The sequence below is a fragment of the Lutibacter litoralis genome (assembly GCF_014646675.1).
Taxonomy (GTDB): Bacteria; Bacteroidota; Bacteroidia; order Flavobacteriales; family Flavobacteriaceae; genus Lutibacter; species Lutibacter litoralis.
This window is the reverse complement of record NZ_BMNS01000001.1, coordinates 513906-532993: the sequence shown is the minus strand read 5'-3', so window position 1 is coordinate 532993 and position 19088 is coordinate 513906. Positions and strand designations below refer to the sequence as shown.

The 19088-nt window shown below is 30.5% G+C and carries 16 protein-coding genes; 9 read left to right on the top strand and 7 right to left on the bottom strand.

The annotated features are described in order from the left end of the window. Positions 1 to 40: 40 nt before the first annotated feature. The 3 genes from IEW75_RS02385 to IEW75_RS02375 are packed head-to-tail and all read right to left on the bottom strand — an operon-like array spanning position 41 to position 3622. Entirely contained in the window at positions 41 to 1861 is a 1821-nt protein-coding gene (locus IEW75_RS02385) for a GNAT family N-acyltransferase (protein WP_134248438.1), read from the bottom strand. 38 nt (positions 1862 to 1899) lie between these two features. After that, on the bottom strand, positions 1900 to 3144 hold the full coding sequence (locus IEW75_RS02380; protein ID WP_134248437.1) for an aspartate kinase: 1245 nt from the start codon (positions 3142 to 3144) through the stop codon (positions 1900 to 1902). A 1-nt stretch (position 3145) separates the two neighbouring features. Next, complete coding sequence (locus IEW75_RS02375) at positions 3146 to 3622, bottom strand: GNAT family N-acetyltransferase (RefSeq protein ID WP_134248436.1); 477 nt, start codon at positions 3620 to 3622, stop codon at positions 3146 to 3148. A 123-nt stretch (positions 3623 to 3745) separates the two neighbouring features. Between IEW75_RS02375 and fbp the strand changes: the two genes are divergently transcribed. After that, the gene (gene fbp / locus IEW75_RS02370; RefSeq protein WP_134248435.1) at positions 3746 to 4768 is read left to right on the top strand and encodes a class 1 fructose-bisphosphatase; all 1023 of its coding nucleotides are present in this window, start codon (positions 3746 to 3748) and stop codon (positions 4766 to 4768) included. Between the two features lie 164 nt (positions 4769 to 4932). Beyond that, the gene (locus IEW75_RS02365; RefSeq protein ID WP_134248434.1) at positions 4933 to 5541 is read left to right on the top strand and encodes a superoxide dismutase; all 609 of its coding nucleotides are present in this window, start codon (positions 4933 to 4935) and stop codon (positions 5539 to 5541) included. Positions 5542 to 5596: 55 nt separating this feature from the next. On the opposite strand, the gene IEW75_RS02360 is transcribed toward IEW75_RS02365, so the two are convergent. Further along, positions 5597 to 7498, bottom strand: a complete 1902-nt coding sequence (locus tag IEW75_RS02360) for an amidophosphoribosyltransferase (protein WP_134248433.1) — start codon at positions 7496 to 7498, stop codon at positions 5597 to 5599. A gap of 71 nt (positions 7499 to 7569) precedes the next feature. After that, positions 7570 to 8496 carry a PfkB family carbohydrate kinase gene (locus tag IEW75_RS02355; RefSeq protein WP_134248432.1) on the bottom strand — a complete coding sequence of 309 codons (927 nt, stop codon included), beginning with the start codon at positions 8494 to 8496 and terminating at the stop codon, positions 7570 to 7572. Positions 8497 to 8664: 168 nt separating this feature from the next. On the opposite strand from IEW75_RS02355, the gene IEW75_RS02350 reads away from it, so the two are divergent. The 7 genes from IEW75_RS02350 (at position 8665) to ggt (ending at position 15217) form a co-directional block, all read left to right on the top strand. Next, positions 8665 to 9087 carry a SufE family protein gene (locus IEW75_RS02350; protein ID WP_134248431.1) on the top strand — a complete coding sequence of 141 codons (423 nt, stop codon included), beginning with the start codon at positions 8665 to 8667 and terminating at the stop codon, positions 9085 to 9087. A gap of 51 nt (positions 9088 to 9138) precedes the next feature. Further along, positions 9139 to 9459, top strand: a complete 321-nt coding sequence (locus IEW75_RS02345) for an iron-sulfur cluster assembly protein (RefSeq protein ID WP_134248430.1) — start codon at positions 9139 to 9141, stop codon at positions 9457 to 9459. Then, on the top strand, positions 9459 to 9968 hold the full coding sequence (locus IEW75_RS02340; RefSeq protein ID WP_134248429.1) for a DUF2480 family protein: 510 nt from the start codon (positions 9459 to 9461) through the stop codon (positions 9966 to 9968). The genes IEW75_RS02345 and IEW75_RS02340 overlap by 1 nt, the downstream gene beginning before the upstream one ends. Before the next feature lie 75 nt (positions 9969 to 10043). Continuing rightward, entirely contained in the window at positions 10044 to 11135 is a 1092-nt protein-coding gene (locus IEW75_RS02335; protein ID WP_134248428.1) for a CNNM domain-containing protein, read from the top strand. Between the two features lie 195 nt (positions 11136 to 11330). Next, positions 11331 to 12209 (top strand): DUF3078 domain-containing protein, encoded by an 879-nt coding sequence (locus IEW75_RS02330; protein ID WP_134248427.1) that lies wholly within the window; start codon positions 11331 to 11333, stop codon positions 12207 to 12209. A gap of 207 nt (positions 12210 to 12416) precedes the next feature. Beyond that, positions 12417 to 13337 (top strand): DUF3078 domain-containing protein, encoded by a 921-nt coding sequence (locus tag IEW75_RS02325; protein ID WP_134248426.1) that lies wholly within the window; start codon positions 12417 to 12419, stop codon positions 13335 to 13337. A 200-nt stretch (positions 13338 to 13537) separates the two neighbouring features. Further along, complete coding sequence (ggt, locus tag IEW75_RS02320) at positions 13538 to 15217, top strand: gamma-glutamyltransferase (protein ID WP_134248425.1); 1680 nt, start codon at positions 13538 to 13540, stop codon at positions 15215 to 15217. 82 nt (positions 15218 to 15299) lie between these two features. On the opposite strand, the gene IEW75_RS02315 is transcribed toward ggt, so the two are convergent. Together IEW75_RS02315 and IEW75_RS02310 are read right to left on the bottom strand one after the other, a co-directional pair. Further along, a complete protein-coding gene (locus IEW75_RS02315) occupies positions 15300 to 16451 on the bottom strand; it encodes a hypothetical protein (RefSeq protein WP_134248424.1) in 1152 nt (383 codons plus the stop codon). A gap of 17 nt (positions 16452 to 16468) precedes the next feature. Further along, positions 16469 to 18988, bottom strand: coding sequence for a TonB-dependent receptor (locus IEW75_RS02310; protein ID WP_134248423.1), 2520 nt, complete (start codon positions 18986 to 18988; stop codon positions 16469 to 16471). Between the last annotated feature and the right edge of the window lie 100 nt (positions 18989 to 19088).

Sequence of the window (19088 nt, the reverse complement as noted above, 5' to 3'; positions counted from 1 at the left end):
AAAATAATAATTATTTTCAAGCTGCTTTTGGTATTATTTTTTATGAAGTGATTTTAATTTCTAAGTTCTCATTTTCTAAGCTACTCTCGAGCTCTGCCTGAAACTCTTCCATAACTGGTTTTACAGTACTTTCTGGTATGTCTGCTACTCTAATATACATTAACCCATCTACAGCATTATTAAACTTAGGATCAACGTTAAATGCAACTAAGCGCGCATTTTGCTTTACATATTTTTTAATTAATACAGGAATTCTAAGCGCTCCAGGTTCAATTTCATCAATAACTTTATCAAATTTATTCATGTCTGCTTTGGTAGCATCAAAAACAAAATCTTTATCGGCATCTTTTAACTTTACCTTGTATTCTTTTTTAGGATGAATATATTGTGCAATATATGGATCGTAATAATGAGATTTCATAAACTCAATCATTAACGATTTTGAAAAATTAGAAAATTGATTACTAATGCTAACGCCTCCAATTAAATATTTATATTCTGGATAGCGCAATGTTACATGCACAATACCTTTCCAAAGTAAAAATAACGGCATCGGTTTTTGCTGGTATTCTTTAATGATGAATGCACGTCCCATTTCAATAGAATTTTCCATCATTGAATACAATTCTGGTTCAAACTTAAAGAGAGTATGTATGTAAAAACCTTCTATGCCATGTTTTTTATAAATATCTTTACCTAAGCCCATTCTATATGCTCCAACAAGCTTCTTTTCAGCATCATCCCATAAGAATAAATGATGATAAAACCCATCAAATCTATCTAAATCTATAGATTCATTAGTCCCTTCACCAACTTCTCTAAACGTAATTTCACGCAAACGTCCAATCTCAAATTTTATATTAGGAATTTCTTTACTTGATGCAAAAAAGACTTCATAATCTTTACTTTTTAACAATCTACCATTAGAATTGCGAAGTGCATCTACTTCCTGAATAATTTTATCATTATTTTTTTGACTAACAATTTTTTTAGGTTGCTTAGTTTTTTTTAACGATGAAGCATTTATAGTTTTTGACTTCTTTTCAAAAGGGTTTGCTAACATATACGTTTTTCTTCGAATAAAGTCACAAAAATCTTTTGTAGTGTCGCACTCTTCTTGATCTTTAACAGGTATAGCTTTTCCTATTCTAACCTTAATAATACGTTCTTTTTGAGACAATAATTCTGAAGGCAATTTTGCCGTTCTAAGTGTAGGGTTTAGTTTAGATAGAAAATAGAATAATCGACTGTTTTTTGCGTGAAAATAAATAGGAATTACAGGAACTTTTGCTTTCTGAATTAGTTTTATGGCACCTTCTTCCCAAGGTCTATCAACAATTAATTTGCCGTCTTTATAAGTGGAAACTTCACCTGCCGGAAAAACACCCAATGGTTTACCTTCTTGAATATGCAAGAGTGCTTTTTTTATTCCCGCAATACTCGATTTTGCGTCCTTTCTGTCTTCAAAAGGGTTTACAGGCATAATAAAAGGCTTCATTGGCTCAATTCTATGCAGTAAAAAATTAGCAATTATTTTATAATCTGGTCTTTTTTCAATTAATAATTTTAATAGTAAAATACCGTCAATTCCACCAAGAGGGTGATTTGAAACTGTAATAAAAGCACCATCTTTTGGAATTCTTTTTAAATCTTCTTCTGGAATTTCAAATTTTATTTGTAGATCGTCTAAAAGGGCTGTAAAAAAATTTAAATCCTTTAAATGTTTATGTTTATTATAAATTTTATTTATGGTAGAAATTCGTAAAATTCTCATTAATACCCAACCAAAAAATGTACCTATAAACCCATATTTATCAAGATTTATTACTTTCGAAACTTCTTTCGGTGTTACTAAACTCATTTAAATTTAATTAAAGATAACTACAAAAATACATAAAATTATTGCATAATAAGTTGCACCGTTCCTTTTGTGGCTTGTTTCAAAAGTACAGTTCCCTTTTTTTCTACTAAATTAATGGCATTTTGGTTAGCGTGTCTAATTGTATAAAGAGAAACATTGTTAACAAAAGTGACATTGTATTTAGGTGTTATTTTTAATAAAAAAGCATCGAAATTATTAAATTTATCTTCTAAACAAACCGAAAAACTTAGTGCAGAATTTTGAATAAGATTTACTTTTAGCTTACAATCGTGTAAAATTCTAAAAATATCACTTAAATTGTGCTCTACCATAAAAGAAAAATCTAGTGCAGAAATAGATACTAAAATTTGTTCCCTTTTTAAAATAAAACAAGGAATTTCTGGAGATAAATGTTGCCCCTTACTTACAGTTGAACCATTATTTTCTAAATTATAAAATGAGCGAACATTTAAAGGTATTTTTTTATTTTCGAGTGGTTTTAATGTTTTTGGATGAATAACGGAAGCGCCATAAAAAGCCATTTCAATAGCTTCACTATAAGATATTTGTTTCAGTAATATTGTTTTTTCAAAATAACGAGGATCTGCATTTAAGACACCATCAACATCTTTCCATATTGTTACACTTTCAGCATTTAAACAAAAGGCAAATATAGCAGCCGAATAGTCTGATCCTTCTCGACCTAAAGTGGTGCTTTTACTTTTAGAATTACTCCCTAAAAAACCTTGAGTTATATATAAATTATGAGTATCTAAAGTTTTAATATTATCACAAGTTTGTTGCCAATTAACAGATGCATTTCTATAAGTACTATCGGTTTTTATAAAATCTCTAACATCTATCCAATTGTTTGTAATACCAGCAATATTTAGATAACTACTAATTATTTTTGTTGAAAGTAACTCTCCATAACCAACAACTTGGTCGTAAATAAAATTATAATCCGTTGTCTTATTTTTGGCTAAAAAGCCACTTAATTGCCCAAATAACAACTCAATTTCAACTAAAATTGGTTGTTTTTCTTCAAATAAGTTCTCAACCAAATCGATGTGAAAATCTCTAACAACTTCTATTTCAGCTCTTAAATCTTCAGATTTATGATAGTACGCGTGTACAACTTTTTCAAAAGCATTAGTCATTTTTCCCATTGCAGAAATAATAATAAGCGTATTTTCAAAACCTTCATGTTTTAAAACCCGTACTACATTTCTTATACTTTCTGCATCTTTCACAGACGCACCACCAAACTTATAAACCTTCACGTTAATTGTTTAAATATTTTTTCATTGAATTTCTATCTATTTGAGCAGTATCCCAATCTCTTAGCACTTTTGCGCCTGTACTTTCATAAAAATCTATTGCGGGTTCATTCCAATCTAGAACATTCCATTCAATACGTTTTACACCTTTCTTAAAACCATATTCTATTACTTTTTTATACAAAGCACTTCCAATTTTTAGTCCTCTCTTTTGTTCTGTTACAATTAAATCTTCTAAATGAATTGTAGGCCCTTTCCAAGTTGAATACCGTGGATAAAATAATGCAATTCCAACAATTTCTTTAGCAATTTCTGCTACAAATATTTTAAATAAGGGAGTTTCTCCAAAGCCATCTTTCTCTAAATCATTTACCGTAACTTCAACTGCATCTGCCTCTTTTTCAAAATGCGCTAACTCTTTAATTAAATTTAAAATTGAAGGAACATCTTCTATTTTTGCATCTCTAATTGTAAAATCCATACTTATGTTAATTATATAGTTATGGCTAAAATAAAAAATCTTTATTCAAACTATCTTACAAACTCCTCCCTTTTTCAAAATTAATTTTTCGATATTTGTAGTGCCAAACTTCAAATAACTAAAATGGAAACCAATAACTTAACACTAGGAGAATTTATTATTGAAAATCAAAGGCATTATAAATCTACTTCTGGAGAATTTTCTAGACTTTTAAGCTCTGTTAAACTTGCTGCTAAAATTGTAAATTATAAGGTGAACAAAGCTGGTTTGGTTGATATTATGGGGAATGCTGGTGAAACAAATATTCAAGGGGAAGATCAACAAAAATTAGATGTTTATGCTAATAAGGTGTTTATGGAAACCTTAATAAATAGAGAAATAGTATGTGGCATTGCGAGTGAAGAAGAAGATGATTTTGTTACCATAAGAGGGAAACAAGGTACTAACGAAAATAAATATGTAGTTTTAATAGACCCTTTAGATGGCTCATCAAATATTGATGTAAATGTTTCAGTTGGAACAATTTTTTCAATTTACAAACGCGTAACTCCTATTGGAACCCCAGTTGAATTGTCCGATTTTTTACAACCTGGTAATTTACAAGTTGCTGCGGGCTATGTAGTTTACGGAACTTCAACTATGTTAGTTTACACTTCGGGTCATGGTGTAAATGGTTTTACATTAAATCCTGCAATTGGTTCATTTTACCTATCACATCCAGATTTTAAATTTCCAGAAGAAGGGAAAATTTATTCTATAAATGAAGGAAATTATGTTCATTTTCCACAAGGTGTAAAAGACTATTTAAAATACTGTCAAGAAGAAAAAGATAATAGACCTTATACCTCTCGTTATATTGGTTCTTTAGTGTCTGACTTTCATAGAAATATGATAAAAGGCGGTATCTATTTGTACCCAACTAGTGCTATTGGTCCTAAGGGGAAATTACGGTTACTTTACGAATGTAATCCAATGGCTTTTTTAGCAGAGCAAGCAAATGGAAGGGCAACTGATGGCTATAGAAGAATTATGGATATAAAACCAACAGAATTGCACCAACGTGTTCCATTTTTCTGTGGAAGTAAAAAAATGGTGGAAAAAGCAGGAGAATTTATGGCGAAATATCCTGAAGATGCAAATTATTAAGAAAGTGAAATATTTTACTGTGGAGTCTTAGTTTATAACTATTGCTAATACTACTATAAGAACATTTGATTTTTAGAATTTTTTAAAATGAGAATGGTTCGTTACCTTTGAATAATTGCGAAAAAAGAAAAATAATTAAGTTTAACTAAAAAACACATACAACTATGTCATTTGAATTACCAAAATTACCGTACGCTTATGACGCGTTAGAACCAAATATTGATGCAAGAACTATGGAAATTCACCATACAAAACATCATCAAGGTTATACAAACAATTTAAACAATGCAATTGCTGGAACCGATTTAGAAGGAAAATCTATTGAAGCTATTTTAGGTGGATTAGATATGAACAATGCAGCTGTAAGAAATAATGGTGGAGGTTTTTATAACCACTGCCTTTTTTGGGATGTAATGAATCCTGAAGGAAAAGGATATTTATCTGGAGAATTAAAAGATGCTATTGTAGCCGAATTTGGTTCTGTTGATGCTTTTAAAGATGCTTTTGCTAAAGCTGCTGCAACTCGTTTTGGATCTGGATGGGCTTGGTTATGTGTGCATAAAGGAGGAAAAGTTGAAATTTGCTCAACTCCAAATCAAGACAATCCATTAATGCCAGGTGTTAGCTGTGGAGGTTTTCCAATACTAGCAATAGATGTTTGGGAACATGCATACTACTTGCATTATCAAAATAGAAGGCCAGATTATATAAATGCATTTTTTAATGTAATAAACTGGAATCATGTTGAAAAACTATATGCTGAAAACAAATAATATTTTTAATAAATAGGTTAAAAAAAACTCACCAATTTGGTGAGTTTTTTTGTTTTTAATAAGCTCTTTTGTTGCTTCCTTCGTAAAAATTAATAAAAGAATCATTTACAACTCTGTTTCCTCCTGGTGTTGGATAATCTCCGGTAAAATACCAATCTCCCAAGTGGTTTGGACATGCCTTATGCAAATTTTCAACAGATTGATAAATAATTTCAACCTCAGAAGTTATCTCTTCTGTCTTTAGCATTTGAGCTATCTTATCTGAGATTTGTTCATCTGAAAAAGCATTATAAATTTCTTTAACAGCATTTTCAATTTCGGAATCTTCTGATTGTTGTTGCGCTTTGCATTTGGTATATACCTCTTCAACCAAATTATAGTTATTGGTTTCTTTTAACAATTCCAAAACTGCTCTAAAGGCTATAAAATCGCCCATTCTTGCCATATCAATACCATAACAATCAGGATAACGAATTTGTGGAGCCGATGAAACTATAATAATTTTTTTTGGTTTTAAGCGGTCTAAAATTTTAATAATACTCATTTTTAGAGTAGTACCTCTCACAATACTATCATCTATAATTACTAAGTTATCATCTGGTTTTACAATTCCATAAGTAACATCGTAAACGTGTGCAACCAAGTCATCTCTACTATTATCGTCTGCAATAAAAGTTCTAAGTTTTGCATCTTTTATTGCAAGTTTTTCAATACGAGGTCTTTCTGCTAAAATTTCTTTTACTTTTTCAGCAGATAAATTTCGTTGGCCATCTAAAATAGCAGTTGTTTTTTGCTGATTTAGAAAATCTTCTGCTGCTTCAAACATTCCATAGAAAGAAGTTTCTGCAGTATTAGGAATATAAGAAAAAACGGTGTTTCTTAAATCGTTATTTATTTTTTCTAAAACTTTAGGGAATACTAATTTTCCTAAACTTTTCCTTTCTGTATAAATATCGGCATCACTTCCTCTTGAAAAATAAATACGCTCAAAAGAACATGATTTTTGAGGCAACGCCTTTCTAATTTCATCTATTGAAACCTTACCATTTCTCTTCATAATTAGTGCATGACCAGGCTCTAATTCTTTTACAGCATCCATTGCAACGTTAAATACAGTTTGAATTACTGGCCGTTCTGAGGCTACAACTACAACTTCATCATCTTTATAATAAAACGCCGGTCTAATACCTGCAGGGTCGCGCAGTACAAAAGCATCTCCATGTCCTAATAAACCAGCCATTGCATACCCTCCATCCCAATTTTTTGCAGATTTTTTTAATATTTTTTTAATATTAATTCGCTTTTCAATTATAGGAGAAGCGTTCTTTTTAGAGATGTTCTTTTCTTTTTTTAATTTTTGATATAATTTGGCAACTTCATCATCAATAAAATGACCAATCTTCTCCATAACTGTAACAGTATCCGTCATTTCTTTTGGATGTTGACCAATTTCAACCAAGTCATTAAACAAACGTTTAGAGTTGGTCATATTAAAATTACCTGCTACAATTAAACTTTTGTGCATCCAATTACTTTGACGTAAAAAAGGATGTACAGCTTCAATACTATTTTTTCCAAAAGTTCCGTAGCGCACATGCCCTAAATATAAATTTCCAATATAAGGCGCATTTTTAACTTGCCAATTTACATCGTCAATTTTTTCAGGAAATTGTTCATTTAGATCATTTAAACGATTGTTAATTTGAGCAAAAACATCTTGGATGGGTTGGTCGGCATTTGAGCGTACACGACTTATATAGCGTGTTCCAGGAGCAACATTAAATTTAATACTTGCAATACCAGCACCATCTTGACCACGATTGTGCTGTTTCTCCATTAACAAATACATTTTATTTAAACCATAAAATGCAGAACCATATTTATCTTTATAGTACTGTAGTGGTTTTAACAATCTAACCATTGCGATTCCACATTCATGCTTAATAGCGTCACTCATTTTTTTAGTTTTAGTATCGTAATAAATTTAAACAAAAAATTCTGCATAAATACAGCAATTTTAGAATACAATTAACTTAACTCTATGTCGAATTGAGTTAATAATTTAAATTGTAATAAACGCTCTTGAATTTCTTGAAAAGTTAAATTTTCCATACGTTCTGTTCCAAATTTTTCTACACAAAACGAAGCCAAATTAGATCCTGCAATTACTGCTCTTTTCATATTTTCAAAAGAAATATCACCTGTTCTAGCAATATGCCCAATAAACCCACCTGCAAATGTATCACCTGCACCCGTTGGATCAAAAACTTCTTCTAAAGGTAAAGCTGGTGCGAAAAACACATTATCATCGTTAAACAATAGTGCACCGTGTTCTCCTTTTTTAATCACTACATATTTCGGCCCCATTTCTTGTATTTTTTGGGCTGCTTTAACCAAAGAATATTCACCAGATAACTGTCGTGCTTCTTCGTCGTTAATTGTAATTACATCAATTTTAGCAATTACCTCCATTAATTCTGACAAGGTATTATCCATCCAAAAATTCATAGTATCCAATGCAACTAATTTAGGTCTTACTGGAATTTGTTTAATAACTGCCATTTGAACTGAAGGATGCAAATTTCCTAACATCAAAAAATCGGTATCTAAAAACTTTTCCGGCACCACAGGTTTAAAATCTGCCAATACGTTTAAATCCGTAATTAATGTATCTCTTGTGTTTAAATCGTTATGATATTTTCCTTTCCAAAAAAATGTTTTACCATCTTCAATAATTTCAATACCATCTGTATTGATATTTTTATTGTTTAACTTTTTTAAAAATGCTGTTGGAAAATCTCCACCTACAACAGAAACAATTCCAGATTTTACTCCAAATTGAGATGCAGAAAGAGAAATATAGGTTGCAGCACCACCTAAAATTTTATCAGTTTTACCAAACGGAGTTTCAATAGCGTCAAAAGCAACGGTACCAACAATTAATAATTTACTCATATTAAGTTTTTTGTTATTCCTGTAAATACAAGAATTTGTCAATAATTTACAAATATTTTTATAGATAAGATTCCTGCCTTTATAGGAATGGAATTCTAATTTTTTTACCTTAATTTTACAGTTCTTAAAAAGATGCAATCTTAGATTGTGCAAAAATAAGTTTAAAAAATGACTATCAAAGAAATACAAGAAGAAATTATAGATGAGTTTTCAATGTTTGATGATTGGATGGAACGCTATGAATATATTATTGAACTTGGAAAATCCTTACCTTTAATAGATGAAACCTTTAAAAAAGATGAAAATTTAATAGCTGGTTGCCAGTCTAAAGTTTGGCTTCATTCTGAAATTAAAGACCAAAAAATTAGCTTTACAGCAGATAGTGATGCTATTTTAACAAAAGGAATTGTTGCTATTTTATTACGTGTTTTTAATGAGCAAACACCCACGGCTATTTTAGATGCAGATTTGTTTTTTATAGATAAAATTGGCTTAAAAGAACACCTTTCTCCTACCAGAGCAAACGGATTGGTTTCTATGATTAAACAAATAAAATTATACGCACTAGCTTTTCAGTCTAAATTAAGTTAATTCATGTATATTTGCTCTTATTTAGAATGAATATAAAGAACGATTTTAAGTATGAATAATAATAGAGTAGAAGAGTTAGGAAATAAAATAGTAGGCGTTTTAAAAACTATTTACGATCCTGAGATTCCAGTAGATATATTTGAATTAGGATTAATTTACGATGTTTTTGTAAGCGAAAACAATGATGTTAAAATATTAATGACACTAACATCTCCCAATTGTCCTGTAGCTGAAACCTTACCTGTTGAAATTGAAGAAAAGGTAAAAACACTTGAAGACGTTAAAAATGCTGAAGTTGAAATTACTTTTGATCCAATGTGGACGCAGGATATGATGAGTGAAGAAGCAAAATTGGAACTTGGTTTTTTATAATGGCAGACAAAATTGTAAATAGAGTTGCTAAAAGCAGCCTAAAAACCATAGATCTTGAAGACTTTTACCCAAAAGGTCCAAGAACAGTTATTGACATAAAAGAATGGTTGTTTCATGAACTTATTTTAAAAGAAATAGACTTTCGTGAGTATTTAAAAAACCACGATTGGAGTCAATACAAAAACCATTATTTAGCGCTTACTTGCTCGGTGGATGCAGTAATTCCGTCTTGGGCATATATGTTAATTGCAACATATTCAAGTCCGTTTTCGGCAAAAACTATTGTAGGAAATTTGCAACAATTAGAAACTGCAATTTTTCAAGATATGTTAAGTAGTTTTAGTGTTGAAGCATATAAAGATGTACCAGTTATTATTAAAGGGTGTTCCAATAAACCAATTCCAGAGACTGCTTATATTCAGTTAATTGAAAAATTACAGCCAGTTGCTAAATCTATTATGTTTGGCGAAGCTTGCTCTACAGTAGCGTTATACAAAAAGAAAAAATAGTATTCTTTAACAATATTTTTTTATTTTCAAGTTGCCATTTTATTACTTACATTTAGCCTTTAAATTACTCAAATAATGACATTACTCATATTTTATGCAGCAGTTTCACTTCTCTTCTCTTTTTTATGCTCTATTTTAGAGGCGGTATTATTGAGTATTTCTCCAACATTTATAACCATAAAAAAACAAGAAGGAAAAGCTTTTGCGTCTAAACTTGAAATTCTAAAAAAAGATGTTGACCAACCTTTAATTGCAATTTTAACTGTAAATACCATTGCACACACTGTGGGTGCAATATTGGTTGGAGTTCAAGCAGAATCTTTAGATCTTAAAATAAATATTTTCGGAATAAATGCAGTTGGAATTATTTCTGCAATAATGACTATTTTAATTTTGGTTTTTTCAGAAATAATACCAAAAACAATAGGCGCAAAATATTGGAATAAATTAGCTGGTTTTACCGCAAATACACTGTTGCCTTTTATATTTGTTTTAAAATATACAGGTATTTTATGGTTGCTCCAACTTACAACAAAACTAATAGGCGGAAGAGGAGGTCATGGTTCAATTTTAAGTAGAGAAGATTTTCATACAATGACAGATATTGCACACGAAGAAGGTGTTTTTGAAGAAAGTGAAAGTGCCATTATTAAAAACCTTCTTACTTTTAAATTAGTGCAAGTTAAAGATGTTATGACTCCTAGAACAGTTATGACAAGAGCCTCTGAAGACATTACAATTCAAGAGTTTTTTAACAAACATCCAAAATTACGATTCTCTAGAATTCCTATTTTTAATGACAATTCAGACAATATCACCGGTTTTATTTTAAAAGATGATGTTATGGAAGAGATTATTAAAGGCAATGGAGCTAAAAAACTTTCTGAAATAAAAAGAGAATTAATTATAACAAATAGATCAATTCCAATTCCAGATTTATTCGAAAAATTTATTGCAAACAAAGAACACATAGCTTTAGTGGTTGATGAATATGGAACTACAAGCGGAATTGTAACTATGGAAGATGTTATTGAAACTTTACTAGGTTTAGAAATTATGGATGAACGAGATACCGTTGCAGACTTACAATTACTTGCCAGAAAAAGCTGGGAAGCTAGAGCAAAAAAGTTTGGTTTAATTGATCCAAATAAAGGTGAAGAACTATAGTTATAATATTAATTTGTTTCTGTCCAGTCACTATTTAAGAATAAAGATAAAAAGCAAGCTAATATTATAATTATTTGCAAAAATTGACGTTATTAAAATAATTTAACCTATTAACTGTAAATATGACGTTTTTAAACTTTTTTATATAAAGTATTCTGTTTAATTTTGTCAGTTATAATTTTCAATTTGAATTTTATGAAGAAAGCATTTTTTTTAATTTTATTTTTAATATTTAATAGCACCTTTTCGTATTCCAACGATAAAGACTCTGTTGCTGTAAAGCCAAGTTGGTCTACAAAAGGAAAAATATCTTTTATGTTTAACCAATCTGCATTTAATAATTGGGCTTCTAAAGGAGAAAACACATTAGCTGGTAATGCCAGTATAAATTATAACTTTGATTATGTCAAGGGAAACTATACTTGGAAAAATAATATTACTACTTCTTATGGTTTAACAAAAAGTAAAAATACTGAGTTTACAAAAAAAACCGATGATAGACTCGAATTTAATTCTTTATTAGGTATTAATGCCGAAAGCTATTGGTATTATTCTGCTTTATTTAATTTTAAAACACAATTTAATAAAGGATTTAAATATAGCAAAGATGCTAATGGTAAGGAAATTAGAAATGAATCTACCAACTTTTTTTCGCCAGCAACATTTTTAATTGGACCAGGTATGTTATGGGAAAAACATAAAACTTTTAAATTTAATATTGCTCCTGCAACTACTAAATTAGTAATTGTTGATAAAGATTTAACATTGCCTAAAAGCGCCTATTTTGGAGTAGAAGAAGGAGAAAATACACGATTGGAATTAGGTTTTAATGCATCGGGTAGATTAAAAATTAATCTAATGGAAAATATGAGCATTGAAAATCTACTTAATTTATATGCCAATTATTTAGAAAATCCTGAAAATATTGATATTGATTATACAATGAACCTTGTAATGAAAATTAACGGTTACTTTACTACAAACTTAATTTTTCAAACCATTTATGATGATAATGCCTATGAAGGCTTTCAAATAAGAGAGGTTTTTGGGCTTAGTTTTAACTATGGATTTTAGTTTTAAAATGCATTCATTATTATTATTTGCAATATTGTTTTAATTAAAAAATAACAAACTGCTTATCTTTTAATTACTTTAAATAAAGTATTCTATTTTCTCATTTTTTCTTAAATTTAACAAGGATATTAAAAAATATGTGACTTTTCAAACAGAAAAGAGTCTTAATAATGCATATCTGCACTTTAAAAAATAAATTTTAAAAATATGAAGAAAGTAATTTTAGTATTGATATGTATGTTTGGATTAACATATCTAAATGCGCAAACAATAGAAAAGTTAAAAGCTGAACAAGCTCCAAAAAAAGATTCTATTGCTGCATTGCAGGCTAAGGTAAAAGCTATACAAAGTAAAATTGATGCATTTCCAGGTTGGAAAAAAGGTGCGTTTGGAACAATTGGAGGAAACCTTTCTGGTTTCGATAATTGGTATTCAAAAGAAAAACCAAATTCAGCATCAGGAAATATTGGTTTTACGGTTAATGCTTTTGCAAACCTAAAACAAGAAAAGTTTTTCTGGAGAAATTCTGCTACTGTAAATTTAAGCTGGGTAAAGTTTGATGATAAAGATGATCCTAACGATACTAAAGAATTTCAAGAAGCTACCGATATATTTAGTATAACATCTTTATATGGGCGTAAATTAAGTGAAAAATTTGCTATTTCAACTTTAGGTGAATATAAAACTACTATTTTAAGTAATTTTAACGACCTAGGTTATTTAGACTTTGGGGTTGGAGCAACTTGGACTCCAATTACAGATATGGTTGTTGTTATACATCCTTTAAATTATAATTTTGTTTTTAGCAAAGGTGAAACTATTTTTGAGTCTTCTTTAGGTGCTAAAATAGTTGCTGACTATACGAAACAATTAGGTGCTGTAAAATTTAAAACAAACCTATCTGCCTTTCAAAGTTACAAAAGTTCAGATTACTCTAACTGGACTTGGACAAACTCATTTGGATACACACTTTGGAAAGGGATTGGTGTAGGTTTTGACTTAGGTTTAAGAAAAAACAAGCAAGAAGCACTTAATTATGCTTTGGCAGATGACGACGCTGCTACATTTGAAAATGTTGATAATAAACTTCAAACTTATTGGATGTTTGGATTAAACTATTCTTTTTAAAAAGTTTAACTAAACTATAAAAATTAAAAAGCCTAACAAACACTATGAGTTGTTAGGCTTTTTTGTATTTACTCTTTTTCATATTATATGATTTTGCTATTCAAAAGTTATCAAAAATTAATAACTTTACTATTACACGAGTAATTTTATTCTATAATTATTTAGTTTAAATTTGTTTACAACCTATAAAATCTTCATTTATGAAATATTTATTAATAGTTATTATAGTATTATCTTCATTTCAAATGTTTGCACAAGACAGAATTACAGGGGCAAATTATGTTACAAGATCAGAAGTAATTGCAAAAAACGGAATGGTAGCAACATCGCATCCTTTAGCTACTCAAGTAGGTATTGATATTTTAAAACAGGGAGGTTCTGCAATTGATGCTGCTATTGCAGCCAACGCTGCTCTGGGTTTAATGGAACCAACAGGAAGTGGTATTGGTGGCGATTTATTTGCCATAGTTTGGGATGCAAAAACACAACAATTATACGGTTTAAATGCAAGTGGTAGATCCCCAGAAGAGTTAACATTACAATATTTTCAGGATAATAATTATAAAAAAATACCATCTTTAGGCCCTTTACCTGTTAGTGTACCCGGTTGTGTTGATGGTTGGTTTGAATTGCATGCTAAATTTGGCAAATTACCTATGAATAAAATTTTAGCCCCAGCTATTAATTATGCAAATGAAGGCTTCCCAGTTACCGAATTAATTGGGTATTATTTACAACGTTCTGTTACCTATTTAGGCAGTAAATTTCCCAATGTATTAGAAACGTATACTATAAATGGTAAAGTGCCTTCAAAAGGAACAATTTTTAAAAATCCGTATTTAGCAACTACCTATTCTAAAATAGCCAAAGGTGGTCGTGATGCTTTTTATAAAGGAGCAATAGCAAGAACAATTGTTGATTTTATAAAAGAACAAGGAGGATTTTTATCATATAATGATTTAGCTACACATAAATCGGAATGGGTACAACCAGTTTCAATAAATTACAGAGGTTTTGATGTGTGGGAATTACCACCAAATGGACAAGGAATTGCTGCTTTACAAATGTTAAATATTATTGAACAATATGACTTTACAAATATTGAATTTGGCTCTGCAGAGCACATTCATATTGTAACAGAAGCTAAAAAACTAGCTTTTGAAGACAGAGCAAAATATTATGCAGATATGGATTTCGCAAAAGTACCTGTTCAGAAATTATTGGATAAAGAATATGCGAAAAACAGAAAAGAATTAATTACTGAAAGGGCTGGAAAATACAATGCTGGAGAAATTAGTGCTGGAGAAACTATTTATTTAACGGTAGGCGATAAAGAAGGGAATATGGTTTCTCTAATACAAAGTAATTATAGAGGAATGGGTTCTGGAATGGTACCTCCAAAATTAGGTTTTATGCTACAAGATCGGGGTGAATTATTTACGCTAGAAGAAGGCAAATTTAATACTTATAAGCCTAAAAAAAGACCTTTTCATACTATTATTCCAGCGTTTATAACAAAAAACGGAAAACCTTATGTAAGTTTTGGTGTTATGGGAGGTGATTTTCAACCACAAGGTCATGTTCAAATAGTAATGAACTTAATAGATTTTGGAATGAATTTGCAGGAAGCTGGCGATGCTCCAAGAATTGAACACACAGGTTCTTCTTCACCAACGGGAGAAATGGCAGTTAATAGAGGTGAAATTAAATTAGAAAGTGGTATATCATTTAATGAAATTAGAAAATTAATTTCTAGAGGTCATAAAGTTGGATATGGTGGAAGTTTTGGTGGTTATCAAGCAATTATGTTCGATGCCGAAAACAAAGTTTATTTTGGCGCTTCTGAATCTAGAAAAGATGGTCAGGCTGTAGGTTATTAAACTTTGAATATTATAAATGAGTAAAAACAAAAAGCCGCCTCAAGATTTGAGACGGCTTCTTTATATTTTAGAATATATCATCTTACTGATATACCCATACTCCGCCAGTTTTAATAACGCTTTTAGTCTCATTACCAGTAGAACCTGTATAAACAATAAAAGTAAGTACATACTTTTGTCCTTCCTCAGCAGAAGGATTTTTATTGTCTAAAAGTGCATTAAATGCTTCTAACAACATATCATCGCTCCAGAAGTTATCGCTACTTGATCTTCTATCAAAACTACCAAAGAACCCTACATTATCCGCAGGTCCAGGATAAGTACCAATTAAAGTGTTAGATATAAATGCTACATCATCACTTGTAAAAGTGTATTTTATAGTATTGTCTGGAACCCAAGTATTACCATCATGTCCGAATTGAATTGTTGAACTGGCTACATCATTGTATTCTGACCAGTTTACACCATCAAAAACAAAATATTTAACATAACTATATTCTGTTCTATCATCAGTACGTCCATCTCCATCAAGGTCATCAACATCAGTTGTGTATAATTTATACATAGTTGATACAATATCACCAGCTACTTTAGTATCAAATTTAAATTTATCTTTAAGGAAAACAGGAATTTTAACTATAGCCTCATCTTCACTAGAGAAATTAGAGAATCCTTCGCCCATAATTCCATATTCATCATTAGTAAAACCTAAAATAAATTCCCAATCACCATTAATGTATAAAAATCCATTATTAAGCGTTTTTTTAGATCCATCGTAATACTCATAAGTTAGTGAAACTAAGGTTCTATCACTTGGGCTAGGATATTTTACATTTAACAAGTCATAGATTTGATCTACATCATCAAAATTATTAAATCGTGCAGTATCAGGGTTTGAATCGTAATCTTCAGTAGTTACCGTGTATCTAATTATACTTTTTTCTTCTCTTTTTGGAGAGTAAATATCAAAAGTTACAAGTGCAGAAGAACCTAATCCCCATACCGGGTATTTATCAGCTAATAAACCAGGGATTAATCCTTTAGCTTCATCTTCAGAATTAAAATTACCATAGGATTTACCTAATTCATCATAATCTTCATCACTCATTTCAAATATAACGTCACCCGATATAATTTCATTTTGAGCATCAATAGCATCATGAATATCTTCCATAGGATCACAGGCAGTAAAAACTAAGCCTAGAACCATAAATAAATAAATAAATTTTTTCATTGTTGTTATGTTTTTAGTTAAAATCTAATTTTGGCACTTACATTAAAAGTTCTTCCATATCCATACCAAACAAGTGCAGTTTCGTCAACTGAACCATTACCATCTGTTGCATCTGCGATATACTGTGTATCAAATACATTATTCATTCTACCTATTAATGTAGCATCTAAGTCACCAATTTTAAATCCATGTCTCACACTCATATCAAAAGTTGTATAATTAGGCGCTTTCCATGCTTGTGGTCCTACAGAACCTCTTGAGTTAGGGTCGTATCTAGCATATAAATCAGCAAAATAGTTAAAGTCAACTGTGAAATTTGTTTTATCCATTAGTTCGTAATCGAACCCTAAGGCTGCTGTTGTTTGAGCTGCGTCAGAAACTTTTAAACCTGCAATAAATAAATCAACAGTTTGTACTAAATTTTGTTCTTCATCAAAAATTTCAACATTTGTTACATCGTTATCCCACGTCCAGTCACCTAAAGAAAGCATACCAACAATGCTTAATTTATTTCCAGGTCTATACGTGAAATCGAACTCTGCACCTTGGTGAACAGCATTAACACCTAAAATATTTGCTGAGTTAAATGATCCATCTGGGTTTTGAAAACCTCTAGTTAAAGTTCTATCTTTCCATTCGGTTCTATAAATATTAACATTTGCAGCAAATGTTGCACCTCTAAATCCATACCCTAATTCAGTACTAAATATTTTTTGATTTTCAGCATCAGCATTTATGTGGTCATTGTCAAATTGTAAGAATACAGCATCAAAACCTGGTGCTTTTTCAAAATATCCAATGTTTGCAAACACATTGTGTTCGTCATTTATATTATAGTTAGCTCCACCTTTTAGACTATAACCTGTGAAATTGTATTTGTCAGTTTCTTGATTTCCAGGTAAGTATTGGAAATAATCTATTCTTTTGTATGATGTATTAGAGAAAGCTGCTGAAATAAAACCAGCAATATTATCTTTATCATACTCTAATTGAGTGAAAAGACCTTGCCATCCAACTTCACCATCATTATAATAAGAAAATTTATCACCAACTTTTAATGCAGCATTAGGATTGTTTACATTGCTGTTATCAAAAGCATAATCTGCACCTAACAAATCAGTCACTTCTCTAAAGTGTTTACCTGTATAATCTCTAATATCTACACCAGCAATTAAAGATACATTATCATTTAAGTCTGTTTTTAATGTAGATAATACACCAAACCAACTATGATCATTTCTTGAAGCTCTTAAATATGCTTCAGCCCCTAAAGAACCATTTGCACGGTTAATTGCAACAATATTATCAATATCTATTGGTTGGTCATCACCACCAATTCTTTGTTGGAATAAACTTGAGTCACCAGCAGTACCACCACCACCTCCTGTTCCCCAAGAAGCATAAAGAGCAGTAGATACATTAGTTTTATCATTAATAGTCCAGTAATGGTTTAATGAAGTTTGGGACTTGTGATAGAAGTTATCTTCAACATTCACAACATTTCCATCTCTATAACCCCAGTTAGGGTTAAATTTTATACCGCTCTCAGCATTTCTATACGTAGAAATTAAGCTTTGATTTTGTCTTTGACCATGCCATTGTGGAGCACCAAAAGAAGTAAGTGCAATTTTATGGCTGTCATTAATTTGTTTTGAAATATTAACAAAGTAGTTATACCCTTCAAACTGAGTTCCATCAACATAACCATCACCTTTTGTTTTTGAAGCTGAAACAGTAGCCGCAAAACCATTATCTAGTAAACCTGTTGAAACAGTTGCTCCATATTTTTGGTAACCATCATTACCAACAGCAGTAAAAATATTTCCACCTTTTTCTACATCAGTAGTTTTTGATAAAATATTTACCGTACCACCAATAGAAGGTACAGCTAATTTAGAAGCTCCTAAACCTCTTTGTACCTGCATTGCACTAGTTACATCAGCTAAACCAGCCCAGTTAGACCAATAAACTCTACCGTTTTCCATGTCATTTACCGGAACACCATTAATCATAACGGCAACATTTTCAGAATTAAATCCTCTTAATGTTAATCTGCCATCACCAAATCCACCACCTGACTTAGTAGCATATACACCTGGAGTAGATTTTAAAATTTCAGGAAATTCTTGAGAACCTAATTTGTTTTCAATAACCTCTGCTTTTACAGTTGAAACTGCAACTGGCGTTTTTCTATCAATAGCGAAAGAAGTTGCCGTAATAATAATCTCTTCTAACGATTCTGCAGAAGGATTTAATGCAATTGATCCAAAGTTTTTAGACCCATTGAAAGTTAAATTTTTAGCTTCATATCCAACAAATGAAACTTCAATTGTACCATTAGAAATAGATGTCTCTAATGTAAAATTTCCATCAAAATCTGTAGAAACTCCTGTGCTTGATCCTTTAACAACAATAGAAGCTCCAGGTAAAGGCTGACTAGTTTCGTCAACTACTTTTCCAGTAAGTTTTGTTTGAGCAAAAATAGTGGCTGAAGTACATAGTACCACTACCATTAATAAATGTTTAAATTTTCTCATGTTTAAATTTTAATTTGAATTAAATGTCTTGCAAAAATGCAAATTTTTATTGGTTCTGCCTTTAATTTATTGTTAAATTTTAACATTAAATTAAGAAAAA

Bases quoted from the DNA above. Each gene is read 5' to 3' on its own strand.
- IEW75_RS02385 (WP_134248438.1), bottom strand. From the start codon at position 1,861: ATGAGTTTAGTAACACCGAAAGAAGTTTCGAAAGTAATAAATCTTGAT.
- IEW75_RS02375 (WP_134248436.1), bottom strand. From the start codon at position 3,622: ATGGATTTTACAATTAGAGATGCAAAAATAGAAGATGTTCCTTCAATT.
- fbp (WP_134248435.1), top strand. From the start codon at position 3,746: ATGGAAACCAATAACTTAACACTAGGAGAATTTATTATTGAAAATCAA.
- IEW75_RS02365 (WP_134248434.1), top strand. From the start codon at position 4,933: ATGTCATTTGAATTACCAAAATTACCGTACGCTTATGACGCGTTAGAA.
- IEW75_RS02360 (WP_134248433.1), bottom strand. From the start codon at position 7,498: ATGAGTGACGCTATTAAGCATGAATGTGGAATCGCAATGGTTAGATTG.
- IEW75_RS02355 (WP_134248432.1), bottom strand. From the start codon at position 8,496: ATGAGTAAATTATTAATTGTTGGTACCGTTGCTTTTGACGCTATTGAA.
- IEW75_RS02350 (WP_134248431.1), top strand. From the start codon at position 8,665: ATGACTATCAAAGAAATACAAGAAGAAATTATAGATGAGTTTTCAATG.
- IEW75_RS02345 (WP_134248430.1), top strand. From the start codon at position 9,139: ATGAATAATAATAGAGTAGAAGAGTTAGGAAATAAAATAGTAGGCGTT.
- IEW75_RS02340 (WP_134248429.1), top strand. From the start codon at position 9,459: ATGGCAGACAAAATTGTAAATAGAGTTGCTAAAAGCAGCCTAAAAACC.
- IEW75_RS02335 (WP_134248428.1), top strand. From the start codon at position 10,044: ATGACATTACTCATATTTTATGCAGCAGTTTCACTTCTCTTCTCTTTT.
- IEW75_RS02330 (WP_134248427.1), top strand. From the start codon at position 11,331: ATGAAGAAAGCATTTTTTTTAATTTTATTTTTAATATTTAATAGCACC.
- IEW75_RS02325 (WP_134248426.1), top strand. From the start codon at position 12,417: ATGAAGAAAGTAATTTTAGTATTGATATGTATGTTTGGATTAACATAT.
- ggt (WP_134248425.1), top strand. From the start codon at position 13,538: ATGAAATATTTATTAATAGTTATTATAGTATTATCTTCATTTCAAATG.
- IEW75_RS02315 (WP_134248424.1), bottom strand. From the start codon at position 16,451: ATGAAAAAATTTATTTATTTATTTATGGTTCTAGGCTTAGTTTTTACT.
- IEW75_RS02310 (WP_134248423.1), bottom strand. From the start codon at position 18,988: ATGAGAAAATTTAAACATTTATTAATGGTAGTGGTACTATGTACTTCA.